This is a genomic window from Flavobacterium sp. 1 (assembly GCF_002797935.1).
Lineage (GTDB): Bacteria > Bacteroidota > Bacteroidia > Flavobacteriales > Flavobacteriaceae > Flavobacterium.
Genome location: NZ_PGER01000001.1, coordinates 3,766,912 through 3,790,685, shown reverse-complemented (window position 1 = coordinate 3,790,685; position 23,774 = coordinate 3,766,912). Strand labels below are relative to the sequence as shown.

Below are 23,774 nucleotides of genomic sequence, written 5' to 3'. Positions count from 1 at the left end.
GCTATCCACGCTACTTCGGCAGCCAGTTTCAAACGAAGTTCACTGAACTCCTATGAAAATAAAAGTATAGTGAAGTAATCCCTCACGCGGACAAACAATAGCTGTAAAGTTTTGCGTTAAAAAAGAAAATTAAAAAACATCTAATTATGCAGTCAAATTTATTTCATAAACTACTTTTAGTTTTTATCATCTCTTTTGTTTGCGGAGAAATTAATGCGCAATCAAATCATGTTCTTTGGTATGATAAACCAGCTGAATTTTTTGAAGAAAGTCTCGTTTTAGGAAACGGAAAAATGGGGGCAACCGTTTTTGGCGGAGTGGATTTAGACAAAATTTATCTGAATGATGCCACGCTTTGGTCTGGAGAACCTGTAAATGCAAACATGAGTCCTGAGGCTTATAAAAATATTCCCGCTATCCGTGAAGCACTCAAAAACGAAAATTATAAATTAGCTGAAGAATTGAATAAAAAAATTCAAGGCAAAAATTCAGAATCGTATTCTCCACTTGGTACGATGGAAATAACAAGTCCAAATACTGCAAAAGCTAGCAATTATTACAGAGGACTGGATATTTCGAATGCAATATCAAAAGTAACTTACGAAATAGACGGCGTAAAATTTACCCGCGAATACTTTGTTTCGGCGCCGGACCAAATCATGGTAATTAAATTGAAAAGCAGTCAAAAAGGAGCATTGAATTTTGATATTAATTCAAGCAGCTTATTAAAGTCAAATGTTGAAGTAAAAAATAATATACTGAAAATGAATGGTTATGCGCCAATTCATGAAAATTCAGGATATACAGTTCTTCCAGAATATTTGGATGTAAAAGAAAGAGGAACCCGATTTACAACTTTAATCCAGATTAAAAATACGGACGGAACAGTTACGAGTTCGAACACCACTCTAGGTTTAAAAGATGCTACCGAAGCATTGATTTATGTTTCTGTTGCTACAAGCTTTAATGGTTTTGACAAAAATCCTGCAACCGAAGGTTTAAATGATCAAGCAATTGCTTCAGAGAATTTAAACAAAGCATTTGCAAAATCATTTGATAAATTAAAACAATCCCACATTGCCGATTATCAAAAATTCTATAATCGGGTAACTTTAGATTTAGGAAAAACCACAGCACCTGATTTACCAACAGATGAACGCTTGTTGCGTTACTCTGAAGGAAAAGAAGATAAGAATCTGGAAACTCTCTATTTTAATTATGGCCGTTATTTATTGATAAGCAGTTCAAGAACTCTGGGTGTTCCTGCTAATTTGCAAGGTATTTGGAATCCGTATTTAAATCCGCCATGGAGTAGTAATTACACAATGAATATTAATGTAGAAGAAAATTACTGGCTGGCAGAAAACACCAATCTTTCTGAAATGCATTTGCCTCTTTTGAGTTTTATAAAAAATCTTTCGGTTACCGGAAAAGTAACAGCGAAGACTTTTTATGGAGTTGATAAAGGTTGGGCGGGAGGACATAATTCAGATATTTGGGCGATGACCAATCCGGTTGGGCAATTTGGTAAAGAAGAACCCATGTGGGCTTGCTGGCCAATTGCAGGTGCTTGGTTAAGCACGCATATTTGGGAACATTATGTTTTTACTCAAGACAAAAATTACTTAAAAAACGAAGGTTATCCGTTGATGAGAGGGGCAGCTGAATTTTGTTTGGACTGGTTGGTTACTGATAAAAATGGAAATCTAATCACTTCACCATCTACTTCACCCGAAAATCAATATATTCTGTCTGATGGTTTTATTGGTGCGACTCTTTACGGAGGAACAGCAGATTTGGCAATGATTAGAGAATGTTTCGATAAGACGATAAAAGCATCAAAAGTCCTAAATATTGATGTTGATTTCAGAGCAAAATTAGAAACAGCACTTTCGAAATTGCATCCCTATCAAATTGGTAAAAAAGGCAATTTGCAGGAATGGTATCATGATTGGGAAGATAAAGATCCAAGACATCGTCATCAATCGCATTTGTTTGGGCTTTTTCCAGGGAATCACATTACTCCAGAAAAAACACCAGAGTTAGCAGATGCTTCAAGACAAACTTTAGAAATAAAAGGTGATGAAACCACAGGCTGGTCAAAAGGCTGGCGTATTAATCTTTGGGCAAGACTTTGGGACGGAAACCACGCCTATAAAATGTATAGAGAATTACTTCGATATGTTGACCCTGATGGAAAGAAAACGGAAAAACCAAGAAGAGGAGGAGGAACGTACCCAAATTTATTCGATGCGCACCCGCCGTTTCAAATTGATGGTAATTTTGGAGGTGCCGCCGCCGTTGCCGAAATGCTAGTACAATCTGATGAAAATGAAATTCGATTATTGCCTGCTTTGCCAGATGCTTGGGGAAGCGGATCTGTAAAAGGGATTTGTGCCAGAGGAGGTTTTGAAATTTCAATGGAATGGAACAATAAGACACTTCAAAAAGTAACGGTTTTATCTAAAACTGGTGGAAAAACAACGCTCATTAGCGGAGAGAAAAAGAAAAGTATTACTTTGAAGAAAGGTCAAAAAGTTGATTTGACTTGGTGATTTTTAATCATTACTTTAAATAAAAACAGAGGCAGTTATTTTTAACTGCCTCTGTTTTTATCTTGTAATCTGAGCTCGATTGCAATTGTAAATAATCACAAAAAAGATTGATGCTTTTGCTTCTAAATCAATAGAGTTATTCTTCTAAATCAATTTAGTTTCCAATAATTTGATCCATCACCCAGCTAGTGTGCGCCGCTGTGAATGCGTTGGAAGGATGTTTGGAGTTTCCTAACAGATGATCACGCATTTGCTCCACATGATGCAGCTGAATATTTTCGGGATGAGGTATGTCGTGTGTGGATTCGCCTGTAGCAGTCTTTAGGGTTAAAGGAATATTTTCAAAAACAGAGAACGTGATTTTTCCTTCACTCCCATAAATTTCAACAATATCTTCGCGTTCGAAAGCACCAAAATTCCAGCTGCCGCTTCCTGTAATTCCTGATTCGTGAAGCCAATTGGCAACAACTGCATCTTTTGAAGAGTACAGTCCCTGCTGATTAAGGCTATGACCAGAGACTTCTTTTATATCACCAAGATAATGAATGAACAAATCCAGTCCATGGCTGGCTAAATCGTCAAAATAGCCTCCTGTGGCGATTTTTATGTCGGTTCTCCAATTGTATTCATCAGAACGGTCTTGATTGCTCGTAGGCTTGCTTAAATGCCATCTGATATGTCTCACGTCACCAATGGTTTTTGAATCAATCCATTTTTTGACCTGCTCAAATTTTGGAAGAGTCCTTCTGTAATAAGCAACAAATACAGGTATCTTTTTTGCTTCAAAGGCTTCTACAATGGCTAAGCAGTCTTGATAGGTTGGAGCCAATGGTTTTTCAATACAGCATGGTTTTCCTGCTTTGGCAACTTTTAATCCGTAATATTTATGGGTGTCTGGCGGTGTGGCAATATAAACAGCATCAATTTCGGGATCATTTATTAAGGCATCAGCATCTGTATAAAATTTGGGTATACCATGTCTTTTGGCGTAATCTGCCACTTTTTCCGGATCTCTGCGCATTACTGCTCCTATTGTAAAACCTTCAGTTTTTTGATAGGCTGGACCGCTTTTTAGTTCGGTAACGTTACCGCAGCCAATTATTCCCCATCGTAGGGTTTTTGTTATTTCGTTCATATCTTTAATATTATTCACAGCCATCAATTGTGCAACTGTTGGTTTCGTCTGGATTTTGGATTTGTATTGGAGTGTTAAAATTGCCTTCTTTCCAAGTTTTTTCAAGGGTTTTCAAAAAGACATCTGTTGGCTGTGCTCCAGATACTGCGTATTTATTATCGAATACAAAGAATGGAACTCCTGTTACTCCAAGATCTTGTGCTTCTTGCTGGTCTTGTCTGACCTCTTTTGTGTATGCATCAGTATCTATAAGCTGTTTGATTTCCTCAATGTGCAAACCTGCTTTTTGCCCAATTTCTTGTAGTGTATTCCAATCGTCGACATTTTTTCCTTCGGTAAAATATGCCTTAAAAAGCAGTTCTTCTAACTCGTTAGAGTGATTGTACCTTTTCGCCAAATGCAGTAATCGGTGAGCGTTTAATGAATTTGCCAAGATTGCTTTTTCAAAATGGAAATCCAAGCCGTTACTTTTAGCAGTTTGAGTTGTGTTTTCTAACATAGACTGAGCCCAATCTTTATCTCTGCCATATTTGTCAGCCAAATGATCTGCGATGCTTTCATTGGGAGTAGCTGCAAATGAGGGATCCAATTCAAAGCTTTTCCATTCTATTTCAATGGAATTTTTGTTTTCAAATTGTGTTATGGCTTCTTCTATTTTTCTTTTTCCTATATAACAAAACGGACACATTACATCTGACCAGATTTGTATTTTTAATTGATTTTTCATTTTGATATTTTTCTTGGCACTGCCAAATAATTTAAAGTTCAAAATTAAAGAAATTGAATTTCGGACTTTTGTTATTTAAGTTTTTATTATAAGACTACTTAATATTGCTTTGATTTGGATCACTTTTTTTAACTGGAAATTGATAGTTAAATTCCTTTAAATGTAATTTATCTCTTTTCTTGATTTGTGGTTTGTGGGGAAGTATCGCAATTTCTGCTTCTTTTGAAAGTAATTTGTTGGATAAATAATTGGTTAAGTATTTTTTCAGAATTTGTATTTTTTCTACTTCAATGGAGTAAATCGTTTTTTTTCCGACATTCTTTACATTTAATAAGTCAGCTTTTTTTAATTCTAATAAATGTTTAGATATTGTGGATTGCGCTAATGGAATTAGAGAGACAATTTCACCGCAGGTTCTGTTGTTTTGGTTCCATAATAGTGTCATTATCTGCATTCGGGTTGGGTGTCCCAATGCTTTGCAGATTTCTGCTATTGCATTTGTTTCTTGATCGAAATCTTGTTTTTTGGTTGTTCCCATAGCGTTATTTATTTCATATCGTAATTTAGCGATTATATTCGATATATAAGCTATTGTTTGTATTTCTTTAGCATATTCCTATGCTGTGAACTAAAATAAATATAGTTTAGCTTTTTCTATAATTTTCTGAAAATTAGAAAATTCACATTGAAAAATCAGGTATAAATACGTAAAAATATGAGTTTTGTATTTGATATATTTGATAAAATTAAACAAGTTAGAAGTGATTTTTGTAAACAGTTTTTATAATCTATTTAGATAGTAAATATAGATAGGTTATAAATATTTGAACAATAGTTTTGAGTTTGATTAGATTAGGGGGAATAGCCATCAATTTTTTAATTGATGGCTTTTTTTATATAAAAAAAGAGCCAGCTAAATTTAGCTGGCTCTTACATATTGTTATAAATGTCGTTTTATGCTAATAAATCTAAAACTAGTGAAGGAAACAATCCTATGATAATATTTAATGCAATAGCAATAACAGCAACAGCATAATACAAGAATGGTTTTCCAGTGCGGGCTTCGTTAGGCTCTTTAGTGTACATTGCCAAAATTAATTTAAAGTAGTAACCAACACTTATAATAGAGTTGATCACGGCAAATATAACCACCACTAAATAGCCTGCTTGAATGGTTTGACCAAATAAAACCAATTTGGCAAAGAAACCTGCAAAGATTGGAATTCCAGCCATAGAAAGTAATGATCCGGTTAAAATAGCTGCCAATAAAGGATTAGTCTTGCCTAAGCCGTGAAAGTTCACAATATCTTCATTTTCTTTGTTCTTGCACACATATAGGATAACGCTGAAAGCAGCAATTCCCGCTAGAGAATAAGCCGAAGTGTAATATAGTAAACTTCCCGCTGAATTAGAGATGCTCAATAATGTCATCAACATGAAACCTGCGTGTGAAATACCAGAGAAAGCCAGCATACGTTTTACATTGGCTTGTCTTAATGCCATGATATTACCTACAGTCATAGAAAGAATCGAAATAACAACTATAACAATTTGAAATGAGTAATTGACATCAGCATGCATACTGGACAACAATTTATAAAGTGTCGCAATGGCTACTACTTTTGCCAAAGTGCTCATTAAGGCAGTTGTTAGAGTTGGAGAACCCTCATAAACGTCAGGAGCCCAAAAGTGGAATGGAACTGCTGCGATTTTAAACAGCATTCCAATAGTTAGCAAAACGATCCCGATTGGGAACCAAATTGGTAATTCTGCTGATTGAGACATGTCACTAATTTCAACAATATCAAATGAACCCATAGCTCCATAAATCATACAGATACCAAATAAAATAATTCCTGATGCAAATGACCCCATCAAGAAGTACTTCATACCTGCTTCATTACTTTTAACTTTGGTTCTATTGCTCGCAGCAAGTATATAAAGAGAAATAGATAGTATTTCGATTCCTAAAAAGAACATCGCAAGATTTCCAAAAGAAACCATAGCAACAGCTCCAGCTAAAAGAAATACTTTTATAGCAATAAAATCGGAAATTTTGCTTTGATGATTTTCATAAAAATTATGTCCTAAGGTCACCAAAAATATGGTTAAGACAATAAATAGACTAGAAAATGCAACCGAAAATTTACTCACAACAATCATATTGTTATAGTAACTTCCAGGTGAATTAAATTCGGAAACAGTCAGCCCTAGAATAGCTAATAATCCAATTACTGTTATTGGAACAATTGCTTTTCTAAAATCAAAGATTTCAAATATGAGGCATAAAACACCTAATCCTATTACAGCTATTAATGTTGTCATTTTTTATTTTTTAATTTAGGATTTTAGATTTAGCATTGATAAATGGTAACAATGGTAATCTGGTTTGACCTAATTTATTTTATTATTCTTTATTTTTTATACTTGAAAGATTTCTTTTTTAGATTTAATGTCTGAAATAAAAAATCGTTAATCTTCATTCTAAAATCAAACTTCTATGCCTTATTTATCACCTTTAAAATGATTTCAAGACTAGGCGTTATTAAATCATTGATTGGTTTTGGATACATTCCGAAGAAAAACAATACTGCAATAATTAGCACCATTGTCAAGCCTTCAGAGAAAGTAACATCAGCAAATACTTTTGTATTAGTTTCTCCTAACATAGAGTGTTGAAACATTTTTAGCATATAATAAGCTCCTAAAATGATAGTCGTTCCGCCCAAAATCGCAAACCAAATATTGATTTGATAAAGACTATACAATACGGTAAATTCACCAATAAAGTTAAAAGTTGTTGGCAAAGCCACAGAAGCCAATACCAAAATTAAAAACATAGAAGTGAATTTTGGAGATTGAGAGCGAATGCCACCCAACTCTGCAATTGCTCTGGTTTCGTATCTTCTAAAAATGATTTCAGCAGCAAAAAACAATCCAACTACCACAAATCCGTGAGCAATCATTTGTAAAACAGCTCCTCTAAAACCATCAAGGGTTAAAGTGTAAGTTCCGGCAGCGATTAGACCAACGTGAGCAAGAGATGAATAAGCTAATAATTTTTTAAGGTCTTTTTGTCTCAATGCAACTATTGAACCATAAATTACTCCAGCAATACCCACTCCAATAAATATGAACATGTATTCTTTGGCAGCTAACGGAGCCAAAGGCAGTTGCCAGCGGATAAGACTGTACAATCCCATTTTTAACATAATCCCAGACAAAAGCATTGTTCCAAGAGTTGGTGCTTTTTGGTAAACATTCGCCTGCCAAGTATGGAAAGGAATCAAAGGAATCTTAATAGCATAAGCTAAGAAGAAAGCTGTAAAAATCCATTTTTGTTCGTCAACAGTTAAGTTCAGTTTATATAAATCTTCGATTAGGAAGCTTCCTGCTTTTTGGTACATATAAATAAATGCAACCAGCATGAATAAGGAGCCCGCAAGCGTATAGATAAAAAATTTAACCACTGCTTTTTTGCGTTCTTCAGCATCTCCGTTACCCCAAATCAAGGCGATAAAGTAAATTGGAATCAAAGATAATTCCCAGAAGATATAATATAAAAGTCCGTCGCTTGCCAAGAAAGTTCCTGTCATTGCAAAAGACATGAATAATATTAAAGCATAAATTGCTTTTGCATTTTTGAAATCATTACCAAAAAAGAAGATAAGATTATAATAGGAGTCAAGGCAGTTGTCAATAAAACCATTGCTATCGATAATCCGTCTGCTTGTAATGCAAATGAAACTTTAGGTAAAGTAATCCATTGGCTTATATAGCTAATGTTTTCTCCTAAATTAAAATGATTTAACAAAACAATTGAGCAACCCAAAGAAGCCAACCCAAAAAATAATGCCACTTTTGAAGCGAGCTTGTCACCAGCTAAATAAGTTGCAAATGCGCCAACTAAAAGGATGATTAATATTAGAGATACGTTCATAGTATATAATTATTGAGCTAGAAATAAATAAGAAATAATGGCACACATGCCTAAAACAAAAGCAAATAGGTATAGTCCAACACTTCCATTCTGGATTTTTTTACCTTGGTAACTAAGTTCGCTGGTTACTTTTCCTAATCCAAAGACTACGAAAGAAATTCCGGTTTCTACATAGTCTCTAAAGAATTTTGATAGACCATTAATTGGTGCTACAAATAAAGAATCGTATAGTTCGTCAATATAGTATTTGTTGTAAAGCACTTTTGCAACTCCTGTTATTTCAGCATCTTCACTTGGTACTTCATTTTGCTTGAAATATTTAGCATAAGCAATCCCAATTCCAACTAATCCGCCAACAACGGCAATTGCCATAAGGATATATTCGGTAGTTCCTAGTGTATGTTCTTCATGCGCTGCATTTGAAAATAAAGGAGCTAAATAATGATTCAGCCAGCTATTTCCAGGCAAACTGATCAAACCTCCAACAGCAGCCAAAATAGCCAATACAATCAAAGGGAAAGTAATTAAAGCTGGGCTTTCATGCAAATGATGTTTTTGTTCTTCAGTTCCTCTAAAATCATTAAAGAAGGTCAAGAACATTAATCTAAACATATAGAAAGCAGTCATTATAGAAGCTACAGATGCAATAACCCAAAGCGGGATGTTATGATGGAAAGCTGTCATCAAAATTTCATCTTTAGAAAAGAAACCTGAAAATACAGGAACTCCCGAAATTGCTAATGAAGAAATAAGCATTGTCCAAAAAGTGATTGGCATCGCCTTTCTCAATCCGCCCATTTTTCGCATATCCTGTTCTCCATGTAATCCGTGAATCACAGATCCTGAACCCAAGAATAAACAAGCTTTGAAGAAAGCGTGAGTGATTACGTGAAATACTGCTACTTCATAAGCGCCAAAACCTAAAGCCAAAAACATTAATCCCAATTGAGAAACAGTAGAGTAGGCCAGTACTTTTTTAATATCAGTTTGAACTAAACCAATAGTTGCAGCAACTAATGAAGTTACACCTCCAACTACGGCAATTATTGTTTGTATTTCGGGTGTTAAGTCAAATAAGAAATGCATTCTGGTTATCATAAAAATACCAGCTGTTACCATCGTAGCAGCGTGAATCAATGCTGAAACAGGAGTAGGTCCTGCCATCGCATCTGGCAGCCAAGTGTATAATGGAATTTGTGCCGATTTTCCGCAAGCTCCAATAAACAAAGCCAAAGTTGCAATGCTTAACCAAAATGTATCTACATTACTGGCTCCAGCAATAGCAGTTTTCAAAGTGGCAAAATCCAATGTAGAGAACATGCTTCCCAAGATAAAGATTCCAATTAGCAATCCTAAATCCCCAATACGGTTCATGATAAAAGCTTTTTTGGCGGCATCATTGTAGTCTTGGTTTTTATACCAAAATCCAATCAATAAGTAAGAACAAAGTCCAACTCCTTCCCAACCAATGAACATCACCAATAAGTTGCTTCCAACTACTAATGAAATCATGAAAAAGATAAACAAATTCAAATAAGCAAAAAACTTGTGCATATTCTCGTCATCATGCATGTAGCTGATAGAATATAAATGTATCAATGATCCAATTCCTGTTACAAAAAGCAACCATAAAATTGATAATTGATCCAGTAAAAAACCAAAACTCACATTGAAATTGCTAATCTGAATCCAATCAAATAATTGAATGTTTATAGCTTGTTTTGTTTGACTGATTTGAAGAAAAAAGGAAATCGCAACAACAAAGGAAATTACTACCGAAAGCGTTCCAATGATTCCTGAAACAGATTTTCCTAAACTTTTTCCAAAGAAAATATTAATTAAAAATCCTAAAAAAGGAGTTAATAGTAAGACTAAAGCTAAATTGGTATCCATTGCCATTTATCCTTTTAAGTTTTTTAAATTATCGATGCTAATTGATCCAATATTTCTAAATATCGAAACTAATATAGCCAGTCCAACCGCAACCTCGGCAGCCGCTACAGCCATGGAGAAAAATACGAATACCTGCCCTTGTGTGTCTTGGTGGTACGTAGAGAAAGCCACGAACAATAAGTTAACAGCATTCAGCATGATTTCGATAGACATGAATACGATAATTGCATTTCGTCTGTATAAAACTCCAAAAATACCAATGCAAAAAAGCGTTACACACAGGAAGATATAGTTCTCTATACCAATTTGAGTTAAAATATTGTTCATTATTTTTCTAATTTTTCTTTTTTAGACAATAACACAGTTCCAATCATTGCGACCAATAACAAGATAGAAGCAAATTCAAACGGAACCATATATTCATTCAATAATGCTTTTCCGAGTACTTTTATCGATTGGTAATCTTCACCCGTATAATCATATTCTACAATAGGTTTCGAGTCAATAAAGATTTTTATCAAAACCAAACAAACCAAACAAAAGGAAACAATAGCTCCCAATCTCGTGAACCTTGGTTTATGAACTTCATCAGCTTCATTAAGATTCATAAGCATTATGGTGAAGAGCAATAAAATCATAATCGCTCCCGAATAGACAATGATATGTACAATGGCCAAAAACTGGGCGTTCAATAATAAATAATGTCCTGCTATAGAGAAAAAACAAATCACTAAGTAAATAGCGCTATGTATTGGGTTTCTGCTAAAAATAGTTAAAAATGCAGTTAGCAGCGTGATTGCAGACAATACACAAAATAAAACAAGTACTGTTGACATTAGTTAGCGTTTTTAAGTTGAGTGTTTTTCATCGCCATTTCTAGTGGCATAACCAGTTTGTCTTTTCCAAAAATAAAATCTTCTCTTTCATAGCTAGAAGGAACTAATTCTTTAGAAATAGTCAAATAAATAGCATCTTTTGGACAAGCTTCTTCGCAAAGCCCGCAAAAAATACATCTCAGCATATTGATTTCATATATCTCGGCATATTTTTCCTCTCTATACAAATGCATTTCATTAGCCTTGCGCTCACCAGCTTTCATTGTAATCGCTTCAGCAGGGCAAGATAAGGCGCATAATCCGCACGCAGTACAGTTTTCTCTGCCTTGTTCATCACGTTTCAACATATGTTGACCACGATAAACAGGACTCATCTCACGAACTTGCTCAGGATATTGAATCGTCGCTTTTCTTTTAAAAAGGTGTTTTATAGTAATGGCCAACCCTTTTACAATCGCAATCAGATACATGCGTTCCAAAAAAGTCATCTCTTTATTGGAGACCATTTTTTTTCTTCCCGATAAGGATATAGTTTCTATTGACATTTTATATTTTTTATTTGTAGCTAATCCTGCTATCCGCTGTATCTTTTATTTTTTAAAGAAAAAAATAAAAGGATGCCGCTTCTATCAGGGCTAAGGCATTCGTGAACTAATTAACTTTATTTTTTATACCCAATTTTATTTCTTTCAATCTTATTATCCTGTTTCTCCATCAACTCATCTAAATAGGTGAAAACCAATTCTATGTTTCTGCTTTGGTTAGTGAGTTTGTTTTTTATCTCCTCAATATCTAATTTCATTGTCATTGTATCGGATAACATAACTCTAATTTTAGTAAAAACCCTTATAATTTGAATGTTTACCTTTATAGCCGTAGCGCTATTTAATACACTCGACAACATTGCGACTCCTTGTTCTGTAAACACCATCGGAGTATATTTTGAATGTGCTCCTTGTTTTAAGGTACCAAATTGGCTCCTTAAGATTTCTACTTCATTTTTGTTTAATTCAAACATGAAATCTTCAGGGAATCGTTCTATATTTCTTCTGACTTGTCTTTTGAGTTGTTTAGTTTCTACTCCATAAAGGACAGCTAAATCTGAATCAATCATCACTTTCGTATCTCTAATCAGCAATATTTTGCTCATTATAAATTCTTCGGTTATGATTAATTCTTCACTCATAAATCAGTTAATTCAATTTTTGTTTTATGAGGCGGTCACAATTTGTGACTGCCTTACTATATTGTTTTTAGCAACTTAAGTTGCGTTTTTGTGTTTGTTCTTGCAAAATTATGACCACCTCTTGTCTATAAAAGACTAAAATCCTAAATAAACAGCAATTTCACTTCTTAAAAGCACAACTCCGGTTATCATAATATTTACAATCGCAAGCGGAATCAAAATTCTCCATCCCAAGTGCATCAATTGGTCATATCTAAATCTTGGAATCGTCCAGCGAACCCACATGATAAAGAAAATAAAACCGCATAATTTAGCAAACAGCGCCATCATTCCAATTACGTTCGCAATATTTACTCCCAAGTTTTCTACCGCCCATGCCATTCCTGGATAATTATAGCCACCAAAAAATAACACAGCCATAATAGTAGAGGAAATAAACATATTTGCATATTCAGCAAATAAATAGAATCCCATTTTCATTGAAGAATATTCTGTATGATAACCGCCAATTAATTCCGATTCACATTCTGCTAAGTCAAAAGGAGTTCTGTTTAGCTCCGCAAAAGAACAAATCAAGAAAATTAGGAAAGTTAACGGCTGATACAAAACATTCCAATGCCATTCGGACTGTTGTATTGAAATTTCTTTTAAACTTAAAGTTCCAGTCATCATAGTCAAAGCGATTATGGATAATCCCATGGCTACTTCATAAGAAACCATTTGTGATGCCGCTCTAATAGCTCCCATCAAAGAGAACTTGTTATTCGAAGCCCAACCACCAATCATGATGCCGTAAACTCCTAACGAAACCACTCCAAAAACATATAAGATAGCAATATTTACGTCTGTTGCCTGTAGCAGAATATCTCTTCCGAACAAGTGTAATTTATCTCCCCATGGAATAACCGCACTAGTCATCAAAGCCGTACTCATTGCAATCGCTGGTCCAACAACAAATAAAAATTTATTAGGAGTGTTTGGAATAAATTCTTCTTTTGCAAATAATTTACCTCCATCAGCAAGTGGCTGAAGCAATCCCCAAGGTCCTGCTCTGTTAGGTCCAATTCTATCCTGCAGCCAAGCGGCCACTTTGCGTTCTGCCCATGTAGAATACATAGCCATCAGCATAGTAAGAGCAAAAATAACAACTATAAACACACCTTTTTCTATAACAAATGTACTGTCCATTTTTAAGATTTATTAGTGTTAGTGTCCAATGGATTTGAAGCCATACTTATTTTTTTACGATCTTGGTCTCTACCCAAAAGTATGTTTTTCTCAGTAGCTATTTCTACTTTTTCTAATTTTTGAGTATAATTATTTTGATTGATAACCGAATCTTTTTCAAATTCACGCGGTCCTTCAATTACCCAGTCTGCAACATCTTTGTGGTCAAAACGACAACTGTTACAAATGAATTCTTCTACTTCGTGGAATTCATCTTTACGGCCAGTAACACGTTGAATTTCGTTTCCAAACATCCAAACAGTTGTTTTCCCACAGCAGCCTGGTGTTGTACATTCTCTATGCGCATTATAAGGCTTGTTAAACCAAACTCTAGATTTAAATCTAAAAGTTTTATCAGTCAAAGCGCCAACCGGACACACATCAATCATATTTCCAGAAAACTCATTAGTTATGGCTTTTGAAATACAAGTCGAGATATTAGCATGATCACCGCGATCCATTACACCATGAACACGATCGTCTGTCAATTGATCCGCAACTTGTACACATCTTTGACATAAAATACAGCGATTCATGTGCAGCTGAATGTTCGGGCCAATATCTTCAGGTTCAAAAGTTCTTTTTTCTTCAATAAAACGGGATTCTGATTTTCCGTGTTCAAAACTTAAGTTTTGCAAATCACATTCTCCGGCTTGGTCGCAAATAGGACAATCCAGCGGGTGATTGATTAACAAAAATTCTGTCACCGATTTTCTTGCTTCCTGAACTCTTGGAGATGCTTTACTGGCGATTTCCATTCCGTCCTGACAGCCTGTTACGCAAGATGCCATCAATTTTGGCATAGGTCTTGGATCAGCGTCACTGCCTTTAGTCACATCGACCAAACAACAACGGCATTTTCCACCGCTTCCTTTTAATTTAGAATAATAGCACATCGCTGGCGGAACAACTTCTCCACCAATCATGCGCGCAGCCTGCAAGATCGTTGTCCCTGCTTCTACTTCAATTTCTTGACCGTCTATGGTTACTTTCATTGTCTGAAATTCTTTCTTTATACTATTTCTTTAGAAACTAAGTGCTTTACTTTTTCAAAAGGCTCTGCAACAAAATGGTCTCTGTTTTTTATTTTTTCAGGGAAACGAATGTGATATTCGAATTCATCTCTAAAGTGACGAATAGCTGCCGCTACCGGCCAAGCTGCTGCGTCTCCAAGAGGACAAATCGTGTTTCCTTCAATTTTACTTTGAATACTCAGTAGCAAATCGATATCTTCTTCACGTCCGTGTCCGTTTTCAATTCTGTGCAATACTTTTTCCATCCATCCTGTTCCTTCTCTGCATGGAGTACATTGACCACAGCTTTCATGGTGATAAAAACGGGAGAAATTCCAAGTATTGCGAACAATGCAAGAAGTGTCGTTATAAACAATAAATCCTCCAGAACCCAACATAGATCCTGTGGCAAAACCACCATCGCTTAGGGATTCGTAAGACATCAAACGATCTTCGCCTGCTGCAGTTTTATAAATTAAATGTGCTGGTAAAACAGGAACAGAACTTCCTCCAGGCACAAATGCTTTTAATGGACGGTCAGAACTCATTCCGCCAAGATATTCGTCAGAATTCATGAATTCATAGACGCTTAGTCCTAATTCAATTTCATAAACACCAGGGTTTTTGATATGTCCCGAAGCAGAGATTAATTTGGTTCCTGTAGATCTTCCGATACCAATTTTGGCATAATCCGCCCCCGAATTGTTTATAATCCACGGCACAGCTGCGATAGTTTCTACATTATTTACTACAGTTGGATTTGCCCAAAGTCCTGAAACTGCTGGAAATGGCGGTTTAATACGAGGGTTTCCTCTTTTTCCTTCTAATGATTCGATCAGCGCCGTTTCTTCGCCACAGATATAAGCTCCGGCACCACAATGAACGTGTAATTCTAAATCATATCCAGAACCCAATATGTTTTTTCCTAAAAAGCCAGCTGCTTTTGCTTCGGCAATGGCTCTTTCTAATATTTTGAAAACCCACATGTATTCTCCACGAATATAGATATACGAAAGATTAGCACCCAATGCATAACTGGAAGTAATCATTCCCTCAATCAATAAGTGAGGAATATATTCCATCAGATAACGATCTTTGAAAGTTCCTGGTTCAGATTCATCGGCATTGCAAACCAAATGTCTTGGTTTTCCTGATTTTTTATCAATAAAACTCCATTTCATTCCAGCTGGGAAACCAGCACCACCACGACCACGTAATCCCGAAGTTTTTACTTCTTCAACAACTTCGTCTGGAGTTAAGGTTTTCAATGCTTTTTCTACAGAAGCGTAACCACCGTTTTGGCGATACACTTCATAGGTTTTAATCCCTGGAATATTGATTTTGTCTAATAATATTTTTTGTGACATATTATTTATCGTGTAATATTATTTTATCGTCTTTACAATCGGCAATTAACTGGTCGATTTTTTCTTTGTTCAAATGTTCTTTGTAAAAATCTCCCAATTGCATCATTGGAGCATATCCGCAAGCACCTAAACATTCAACTCCTCTAACTTCAAAAAGACCGTCAGCTGTTGGTTCTCCAACAGGAACACCTAATTTTCCGCAGGTATAATCCATCAAATCCTCTACACCGTTTAAACAGCAAGGAGAAGTTTGACAAAATTCAAACATGTATTTGCCAATTGGTCTTTGGTTATACATCGTGTAAAAAGTAACTACTTCATACACTTCTATAGGTTTGATATGTAAAATTTCGGCAACTTTATCTTGCAGTTCAATACTCAGCCAATTGTCGTGTGCGTCTTGAACTTCATGTAAAACGGGAAGTAAAGCTGATTTTCTTTTATCTTCTGGGTAATGGCTGATTAATTCATTGATGCGGGACATCAATCCTTCAGTCATGTTTATTTCTTGTTTGTAATGTGTGTGTACCATAATTTATGCGTCTAATTCTCCTGCAATAACATTTAAACTCGATAAAATAACAATCGCATCAGATAACATTGATCCTTTAATCATTTCCGGATAAGCTTGATAAAAAATAAAGCAAGGTCTTCTAAAATGCAATCTATAAGGGGTTCTGCTTCCGTCTGTCACTAAATAAAATCCTAATTCTCCATTTCCTCCTTCTACGGGATGGTAAATTTCGGCAACTGGAACAGGAATTTCACCCATCACAATTTTGAAATGGTATATCAATGATTCCATATTGGTATAAACGTCTTCTTTTGGAGGAAGGTAATATTCTGGAACTTCGGCATGGTATTCATTTCCTTCTGGCATTTTATCTAATGCTTGACGGATAATGCTTAAACTTTCCCAAACTTCAGCGTTTCTAACGCAGAAACGGTCGTAAGTGTCTCCAGATTTTCCTACTGGAACTATAAAATCAAAATCTTCATAAGAACTGTAAGGCTGTGCTACACGTACATCGTAATCGACACCTGCAGCACGTAAATTTGGTCCTGTAAATCCATAAGCCATTGCTTTTTCAGCAGAGATAGCTCCAACATTTACAGTTCTATCGATAAATATTCTGTTTCTTTCGAATAAGTTTTCAAATTCTTTCCAAGCAATTGGGAAATCTCTTAAAAAGTCATCTAGTTTTCTAAAAGCTTCTGGTGACCAGTCTCTTTCGAAACCGCCAATTCTTCCCATATTAGTAGTAAGACGGGCTCCGCAAATTTCTTCGTAAATTTCGTATACTTTTTCTCTAAATTGAAATACATAAAGGAATCCAGTGTAAGCTCCGGTATCAACACCTAGAATGGAATTACAAATCAAGTGATCGGTAATACGAGCCAATTCCATTATAATAACTCTCAGGTATTGAGCTCTTTTAGGAACTTCAATATCCAATAATTTTTCTAATGTCATCCACCATCCCATATTGTTGATAGGAGATGAACAGTAGTTCATTCTATCGGTAAGAGGCGTGATTTGGTAAAAGGGACGGTTTTCGGCAATTTTTTCAAAAGCTCTGTGAATGTAACCAATAGTTGGCTCAGCTTCAAGAATTTTTTCACCATCCATCAACAGGATATTTTGGAAAATACCATGCGTTGCAGGATGCGTTGGACCTAAATTCAGAATAGAAAGCTCGCTTCCGTCTTCATTGTGTCGCTCTTTGATTATTTTAGCATAGCGATGCTCTGGTGGTAATAATAGTTCTGACATTTATCTAATGTGAAAAATTATATTTATTTTTTTAGTTCTTGGTTGATTATTGTTCTACCAAAATACCTGTCGTCTTTATCCGTTCTTCCACTGTCTTCCATAGGGAATTCTTTGCGCATTGGGAAAGAAATCATTTCGTCCATATTCAAGATACGCTTCAATTGAGGATGTCCTATGAAGTTTATTCCGTAAAAATCATACGTTTCTCTTTCCATCCAATTGGAACATAAAAAAATATTTGATAAACTTTTAATTTCTGGATTGGTGCCGTTTAAGAAAGATTTAATTCTAATGCGTTTATTTTCGTACCAATTGTGTAAATGATAAACAACAGCAAATTGTCTGTTTTCGTCATTTTCGGGATAATGTACTGCGCATAAATCGGTTAAAAAATGAAAACGTAAAGTGGAATCATTCTTTAAAAAAAGGATAACGGCTGTAATGATATCCGAATCCACTTCAAATGTAAAAATATCTTTCTCCTGGTTAAATTGTAAAACCTTTGAACCAAAATTTTCGATTAACTTCTCTTGAATTTCTGTTGTCTCTAATGCCATTTTCTTATTGAATGTTGTAAGATGCCAATAATTCTTTGTATTCAGGTGAGCTTCTTCTTCTTACAGATTCGCTTTTTACTAATTCTTGTAATTTCATAACGCCATCTACAATTTGTTCAGGACGCGGAGGACAGCCAGGAACATATACATCAACAGGTATTACTTTGTCAATTCCCTGCAATACGGAGTAAGTATCGAAAATTCCTCCTGATGATGCGCAGGCACCGACAGCGATTACCCATCTAGGTTCGGCCATTTGTTCGTATACTTGACGTAAAATAGGAGCCATTTTTTTTGAAATAGTTCCCATTACCAATAGCATGTCGGCTTGGCGAGGAGAGAAACTCACTCTTTCAGACCCAAAACGCGCTAAATCATAATGTGAAGCCATTGTTGCCATAAATTCGATTCCGCAACAAGATGTTGCAAATGGTAATGGCCAAAGCGAATTGGCACGTGCTAATCCAACAACGTCATTCAGTTTTGTGGCAAAGAATCCTTCTCCAACAACACCTTCTGGCGGGGCAACCATATTTATTTTTGAATCACTCATTTTGTTTTTTTATTTTGAATGTTGAATTTTAAATTTTTTGAATGTTTCAATTAGTTTGTAATTCAACATTTATAATTTAAAATAATTTTATTCCCATTCTAAGGCTTTCTTCTTGATGATGTAGAAAAAGCCAACTAAAAGCAACATCATAAAGATAACCATTTTTATCATTCCTTCGATGCCTAACTCTTTGAAATTCACTGCCCAAGGATATAAAAATATTACCTCGACATCAAAAAGAACAAATAAGATAGCTACTATGAAATATTTTACCGAAAAAGGTATTCTTGCATTTCCAACTGATTCAATTCCGCATTCGAAGTTTTTATCTTTATTTTCAGATAGTCTTTTTGGTCCTAATTTACCTGAAATAATGATCATACCTACAACAAATCCTACAGCTAGAACAAGCTGCATAAAGACTGGGATATAGTTTAATTGTTCGGATTGCATAATTATTAATTTTTACTTTAAATTAAGTTACAAAGATAGCTTTAGTGTTATTAAAACACAAGTTTTGTAACGGATTTAGTGGAAACATTAACTTAATACAATCATAATTTTTATTCATTATAAATAAGGTTATTGGTGCTGGTTTTTTAGCATGGCACAAAAAAAAACGTTCCGATGTATCGGAACGTTTTTTAGACGTTTTTTGCAATAAAACAGTAAGCGATTTTTATGCTTAAAGTACTGCTACTTTAGCAGCAACTTTACCTTTTCTTCCTTCTTCTTCTTCATAGCTAACTCTGTCACCTTCGCGTAATTCTTCCGCGTTGATGCCTGAAGCATGAACAAAAATGTCTTTTCCTGTTTCTTCGTCTGTAATGAATCCGTAACCTTTAGATTCATTGAAAAATTTAACTGTACCTGTACGCATTGTAATAGTAATAATAATTTATAATATCACAAATGTAACCTTTAATATAATACGAAAATCATTATGCTATTTTTTTTTTCTAAAATTATTGATATTCAAGTGTTTTTACCTAATTGTTTGAATCTAATTTAATATGTAATTCCTTTAATTGAGATTCATCTATAACAGATGGAGCATCAATCATTACATCTCTCCCAGAGTTGTTTTTTGGAAAAGCAATAAAATCACGAATTGTTTCCTGCCCCCCTAAAATAGCAACCAAACGATCCAATCCAAAAGCCAAACCACCGTGAGGAGGTGCTCCAAATTGAAAGGCATCCATTAAGAATCCAAATTGTGCTTTGGCTTCTTCTTCTGTAAAACCTAAATATTTAAACATTAACTGTTGTGTCGCTTTATCATGAATACGGATTGATCCACCGCCAATTTCATTTCCGTTTAAAACCATATCGTAGGCATTGGCACGAACTTTTCCGGGATTGGTTTCTAATAAGTGCATGTCTTCCGGTTTTGGAGATGTAAATGGATGGTGCATTGCATGATAACGTCCACTTTCTTCATCAAATTCCAATAATGGAAAATCAATAACCCAAAGAGGCGCAAATTCAGCTGGATTTCTTAACCCCAAACGAGTAGCTAATTCCATACGTAGTGCGCTTAATTGTGCTCTTGTTTTATCGGCAGATCCAGAAAGAACAAAAATCATATCTCCCGGTTTTGCTCCAGTAGTTTTTGCCCAATTGGTTAAATCTTCCTGATCGTAGAACTTATCTACTGATGATTTGAAAGTGCCGTCTTCGTTACATTTTACATAAACCATTCCGCTAGCGCCAACTTGCGGACGTTTTACCCAGTCAATTAAAGCATCAATTTCCTTACGGGTATAATTTCCCGCTTCAGGAACTGCTATTCCCACAACTAATTCGGCAGTATTGAAAACTGGGAAATCTTTGTGCTGTGCAAATTCATTTAATTCACCAAATTTCATTCCGAAACGAATGTCCGGTTTGTCATTTCCGTAGGTTTTCATAGCGTAATCGTAGGTAATTCTCGGGAATTTATCTACATCTACACCTTTTATTTCTTTTAATAAATGACGGGTCAAACCTTCAAAAACATTCAAAATGTCTTCTTGCTCCACAAAAGCCATTTCGCAGTCAATTTGCGTAAACTCTGGCTGACGGTCTGCACGCAAATCCTCGTCACGGAAACATTTTACAATCTGAAAATATTTATCCATTCCGCCCACCATCAATAATTGTTTGAAAGTTTGCGGTGATTGCGGTAAAGCATAAAACTGTCCTTCGTTCATACGGGAAGGAACGACAAAATCTCTTGCTCCTTCTGGAGTTGATTTGATTAAGTATGGAGTTTCCACTTCGCAGAAATCAAGATCCGAAAGGTATTTACGCACTTCCATTGCTACCTTGTGGCGGAAAAGCAAACTGTTTTTTACTGGATTTCTACGAATGTCCAAGTAACGGTATTTCATTCGGATGTCTTCACCGCCGTCAGTTTCATCTTCAATAGTAAACGGAGGGGTTAAAGCGGCGTTTAATATATTAAGTTCGGTAACTAATATTTCAATTTCACCAGTTGGAATGTTTTTGTTTTTGGCTTCACGCTCAATAACAGTTCCTTTTACCTGAATCACATATTCGCGTCCCAATGTTTTGGCAGTTTCAAAAACTTCTTTTATAGAACGGCTTTCGTCAAAAATCAATTGAGTAATTCCGTAACGGTCGCGTAAATCAACCCAATTCATAAATCCTTTATCTCTAGATTTTTGAACCCAACCGGCAAGCGTAACTTCTGTATTGATATGTGAGGCATTTAATTCGCCGCAATTATGACTTCTGTACATGATATAAATTTTAGTTTTTGCTTTTTAGCGCGACTGCAAATTTAGGACTAATTCTCAATATTAGATTGTCAAAGTTTATTTTTTACATTTATTACTTTTTTAATTTCTTCAAATAGGCTTTTAATTTTAAAGAACAGTAAGTTTTGTGATTATTTTGCAGTGTATTTCTTTCTTTTTGATTTCCAATGTTAAGCTTTTGTCTATGTTACTAAATTGTTAAGTAAAAGTTTTTTTAATGTAAAATTTGTTCCTAATTTTGATACAGTAAGATACAAACAATTAAAAACTAACGATATGAAAAAGATTATGATTTTGGCCGCGGTATTATTTTCAGGAGCAATTTTTGCCCAAGATGCGAAACCGGTTTTGGAGCCTTTTGGTAAAAAATTAAAAGCGACTTATTTTTATGAAAATGGGCAAGTGCAACAGGAAGGATATTTTGAAAACGGAAAATTAGAAGGAATTTGGGTTTCTTATAACGAAGCTGGAGATAAAATTGCCTCAGGTGAATATGTTGCTGGAGTAAAAACAGGAAAATGGTTTTTTTGGTCACAAAAAACCGGAAAAAATAGTCTTTGTGAAGTAGATTTTTCTAATAATAAGATTGAAAAAGTTAAAAATTGGAGACAAGATGCTTTTGCAACTTCAAACGAATAGCATAATACATAGTTAATTTAAGAAAAGGAGAAAGTCTTTGTTGATTTTCTCCTTTTTTTATTCTGATTTTCAATGTTATAACTTTGTTAAGGCAAAACATGTTTAACTGAATTTATTGTATCTTTATTAAACAAATATGGCGCATGGTTTAGGGGTGAAATAGAGAATCAGTTAGTTTAAATATCTATTTGTCAGAACTCTAAATTATAAAGTTTGTGTTTGTTAAGAAATCGGCTTTTATGGGTTACTGTATTAGCCGATTTTGATTGTTTCAATGCGTTTCACTTTTTATGCATTTGAAATATAATCGTATAACTGCCCCTTTCTGCATGAATCTTTCTTAATTTCTTTAATTAATGGTCAAAGCAAAACCAAAAGAGGTTTTCTATAATTATTTTATTCTAACTTTTTTAATCTAATTAGTATGCCAAAGTATGTTATTGAAAGAGAAATTCCTAACGCAGGGAATTTGACACCAGAACAATTAAAGGAGATTTCGAATGCGTCTTGCGATGTCTTAAGAAAAATGGGACCGGAAATACAATGGAAACACAGTTATGTGACTGATGATAAGATTTATTGTGTTTACATTGCCCCAAATGAAGAAATGATTCGGGAACATGCAAGTCAAGGTGGGTTTCCCGCTAATAAAATCAGCCTAGTTTCTGAAATAATTGATCCAGTTACTGCGGAATAGTATTTATGGCTTATTTTAGAAAAGGAGAAAATAAAAACGATTTTCTCCTTAATTATTTATTGGTTTTAAAGTGCTCAATGCTTTTGTAGTATCTGAATAAATGATCATAGATTAATAACTCATACATTCTTTGTTTTGATGTGTATTGACGATTCATCATCATGTGAATATGACTCATTAGAAAATCAGATAATGGAATTGTTAATTTATCTTTTATTAACAAGATTGTTTTATTAGTTTGATTTTGTTTTTCTTGTATCGCTACATAAATTTTAGGAAAATCATTTAAAGCTGTTCCCGACAAGAAAAACTGTACTTCCTGAGACAATTCTTTATAATGGTTAGCCATTTCTTTTTTAAGAGTTTTATCTGCATCAAATTCCTTTTTGAAAGAAGCTTGTAATTCATCCATTAAAGTCAATTTCTGAATATTACTTAACGAAAATGAATTTAAAAAACTGTCAATCGAAAGAAAACTAAAAATTAATTCCATCTTATTTTTTGTAAAATTTAATTTTAGAGATAGATAATTTAATATCATTTCGCTATCCTGCCAGAATAAAGTTTCGGAATCTTCAATAGTGTTTTTTCCATATCGTTCCATTTCTCTTTGATAAGTATCTGTTTGAACTTTCCAAACAATATTATCTTGGAGTAATGTGTTTAAAACAGGGTACAATTGCGCAATAATAAGGGATGTGTTTTCTGAATTTGCACAATAAATTCGAATTCTAAGATGCTCCTCAGGGTCTTTGTATCTAATGAAAAACCATTTTTGGATTTTATTTTCGTCTCTTAATTCTTGTATTACTGGATTTAGTTTTTCAAGTAAAATGATATCGGCAGTTTTAACGCCAGTATAGATTTTATAGTATAACCATTCGCTTCCTAAGCAAAAATCTCTCTTCATATT

Annotated in this window: 23 protein-coding genes and 1 pseudogene; 3 read left to right on the top strand and 21 right to left on the bottom strand. The window is 34.7% G+C overall.

The genetic code is table 11. From position 1 onward, the window contains the following. Nucleotides 1-146 precede the first annotated feature (146 nt). Nucleotides 147-2,555, top strand: a complete 2,409-nt coding sequence (locus CLU83_RS15405; protein WP_100432426.1) for a glycoside hydrolase N-terminal domain-containing protein — start codon at nucleotides 147-149, stop codon at nucleotides 2,553-2,555. Nucleotides 2,556-2,709: 154 nt separating this feature from the next. Here the strand turns inward: CLU83_RS15405 and CLU83_RS15400 are convergent, their stop codons facing one another. From CLU83_RS15400 to aspS, 20 genes and pseudogenes are all read right to left on the bottom strand, one after another. After that, nucleotides 2,710-3,690, bottom strand: coding sequence for a Gfo/Idh/MocA family protein (locus tag CLU83_RS15400; RefSeq protein WP_100433763.1), 981 nt, complete (start codon nucleotides 3,688-3,690; stop codon nucleotides 2,710-2,712). Nucleotides 3,691-3,700: 10 nt separating this feature from the next. Then, the gene (locus CLU83_RS15395; RefSeq protein ID WP_100432425.1) at nucleotides 3,701-4,417 is read right to left on the bottom strand and encodes a DsbA family protein; all 717 of its coding nucleotides are present in this window, start codon (nucleotides 4,415-4,417) and stop codon (nucleotides 3,701-3,703) included. 94 nt (nucleotides 4,418-4,511) lie between these two features. After that, complete coding sequence (locus CLU83_RS15390; protein WP_100432424.1) at nucleotides 4,512-4,955, bottom strand: helix-turn-helix transcriptional regulator; 444 nt, start codon at nucleotides 4,953-4,955, stop codon at nucleotides 4,512-4,514. A 416-nt stretch (nucleotides 4,956-5,371) separates the two neighbouring features. Continuing rightward, nucleotides 5,372-6,742: an NADH-quinone oxidoreductase subunit N gene (locus CLU83_RS15385; protein WP_100432423.1), complete on the bottom strand. Its 1,371-nt coding sequence runs from the start codon at nucleotides 6,740-6,742 to the stop codon at nucleotides 5,372-5,374. Nucleotides 6,743-6,915: 173 nt separating this feature from the next. Further along, a pseudogene (locus tag CLU83_RS15380) lies at nucleotides 6,916-8,357 on the bottom strand (NuoM family protein). Between the two features lie 9 nt (nucleotides 8,358-8,366). Next, complete coding sequence (gene nuoL / locus CLU83_RS15375; protein ID WP_100433762.1) at nucleotides 8,367-10,250, bottom strand: NADH-quinone oxidoreductase subunit L; 1,884 nt, start codon at nucleotides 10,248-10,250, stop codon at nucleotides 8,367-8,369. A gap of 6 nt (nucleotides 10,251-10,256) precedes the next feature. Then, a complete protein-coding gene (gene nuoK, locus CLU83_RS15370; RefSeq protein WP_100432422.1) occupies nucleotides 10,257-10,577 on the bottom strand; it encodes an NADH-quinone oxidoreductase subunit NuoK in 321 nt (106 codons plus the stop codon). Next, nucleotides 10,577-11,086 (bottom strand): NADH-quinone oxidoreductase subunit J, encoded by a 510-nt coding sequence (locus tag CLU83_RS15365; protein WP_100432421.1) that lies wholly within the window; start codon nucleotides 11,084-11,086, stop codon nucleotides 10,577-10,579. Before CLU83_RS15365 ends, nuoK begins: the two co-directional genes overlap by 1 nt. Next, nucleotides 11,086-11,631, bottom strand: a complete 546-nt coding sequence (locus CLU83_RS15360; RefSeq protein WP_100432420.1) for an NADH-quinone oxidoreductase subunit I — start codon at nucleotides 11,629-11,631, stop codon at nucleotides 11,086-11,088. Before CLU83_RS15360 ends, CLU83_RS15365 begins: the two co-directional genes overlap by 1 nt. 116 nt (nucleotides 11,632-11,747) lie before the next feature. Next, nucleotides 11,748-12,272 (bottom strand): ORF6N domain-containing protein, encoded by a 525-nt coding sequence (locus CLU83_RS15355; protein WP_100432419.1) that lies wholly within the window; start codon nucleotides 12,270-12,272, stop codon nucleotides 11,748-11,750. 135 nt (nucleotides 12,273-12,407) lie between these two features. Continuing rightward, nucleotides 12,408-13,460, bottom strand: a complete 1,053-nt coding sequence (gene nuoH / locus CLU83_RS15350) for an NADH-quinone oxidoreductase subunit NuoH (RefSeq protein WP_100432418.1) — start codon at nucleotides 13,458-13,460, stop codon at nucleotides 12,408-12,410. 2 nt (nucleotides 13,461-13,462) lie between these two features. Then, complete coding sequence (locus tag CLU83_RS15345) at nucleotides 13,463-14,494, bottom strand: 2Fe-2S iron-sulfur cluster-binding protein (RefSeq protein WP_100432417.1); 1,032 nt, start codon at nucleotides 14,492-14,494, stop codon at nucleotides 13,463-13,465. 17 nt (nucleotides 14,495-14,511) lie between these two features. Beyond that, nucleotides 14,512-15,879 carry an NADH-quinone oxidoreductase subunit NuoF gene (gene nuoF, locus CLU83_RS15340; RefSeq protein ID WP_100432416.1) on the bottom strand — a complete coding sequence of 456 codons (1,368 nt, stop codon included), beginning with the start codon at nucleotides 15,877-15,879 and terminating at the stop codon, nucleotides 14,512-14,514. Between the two features lies 1 nt (nucleotide 15,880). Continuing rightward, nucleotides 15,881-16,411: an NAD(P)H-dependent oxidoreductase subunit E gene (locus tag CLU83_RS15335; protein ID WP_100432415.1), complete on the bottom strand. Its 531-nt coding sequence runs from the start codon at nucleotides 16,409-16,411 to the stop codon at nucleotides 15,881-15,883. A 3-nt stretch (nucleotides 16,412-16,414) separates the two neighbouring features. Next, nucleotides 16,415-17,653, bottom strand: coding sequence for an NADH-quinone oxidoreductase subunit D (locus tag CLU83_RS15330; protein ID WP_100432414.1), 1,239 nt, complete (start codon nucleotides 17,651-17,653; stop codon nucleotides 16,415-16,417). Between the two features lie 23 nt (nucleotides 17,654-17,676). After that, nucleotides 17,677-18,210, bottom strand: a complete 534-nt coding sequence (locus CLU83_RS15325; RefSeq protein WP_100432413.1) for an NADH-quinone oxidoreductase subunit C — start codon at nucleotides 18,208-18,210, stop codon at nucleotides 17,677-17,679. A gap of 4 nt (nucleotides 18,211-18,214) precedes the next feature. Further along, entirely contained in the window at nucleotides 18,215-18,763 is a 549-nt protein-coding gene (locus tag CLU83_RS15320) for an NADH-quinone oxidoreductase subunit B (protein ID WP_100432412.1), read from the bottom strand. An 87-nt stretch (nucleotides 18,764-18,850) separates the two neighbouring features. Beyond that, a complete protein-coding gene (locus CLU83_RS15315; RefSeq protein ID WP_100432411.1) occupies nucleotides 18,851-19,216 on the bottom strand; it encodes an NADH-quinone oxidoreductase subunit A in 366 nt (121 codons plus the stop codon). A gap of 232 nt (nucleotides 19,217-19,448) precedes the next feature. Next, entirely contained in the window at nucleotides 19,449-19,643 is a 195-nt protein-coding gene (locus CLU83_RS15310) for a cold-shock protein (protein WP_077378011.1), read from the bottom strand. Nucleotides 19,644-19,752: 109 nt separating this feature from the next. After that, on the bottom strand, nucleotides 19,753-21,507 hold the full coding sequence (aspS, locus tag CLU83_RS15305; protein WP_100432410.1) for an aspartate--tRNA ligase: 1,755 nt from the start codon (nucleotides 21,505-21,507) through the stop codon (nucleotides 19,753-19,755). Nucleotides 21,508-21,801: 294 nt separating this feature from the next. Between aspS and CLU83_RS15300 the strand changes: the two genes are divergently transcribed. Both CLU83_RS15300 and CLU83_RS15295 read left to right on the top strand, forming a co-directional pair. Continuing rightward, nucleotides 21,802-22,164, top strand: a complete 363-nt coding sequence (locus CLU83_RS15300) for a toxin-antitoxin system YwqK family antitoxin (RefSeq protein WP_100433761.1) — start codon at nucleotides 21,802-21,804, stop codon at nucleotides 22,162-22,164. Nucleotides 22,165-22,588: 424 nt separating this feature from the next. Then, entirely contained in the window at nucleotides 22,589-22,861 is a 273-nt protein-coding gene (locus CLU83_RS15295; RefSeq protein ID WP_100432409.1) for a DUF4242 domain-containing protein, read from the top strand. A 52-nt stretch (nucleotides 22,862-22,913) separates the two neighbouring features. On the opposite strand, the gene CLU83_RS15290 is transcribed toward CLU83_RS15295, so the two are convergent. Beyond that, a complete protein-coding gene (locus tag CLU83_RS15290) occupies nucleotides 22,914-23,771 on the bottom strand; it encodes a thiopeptide-type bacteriocin biosynthesis protein (protein WP_100432408.1) in 858 nt (285 codons plus the stop codon). Nucleotides 23,772-23,774 lie beyond the last annotated feature (3 nt).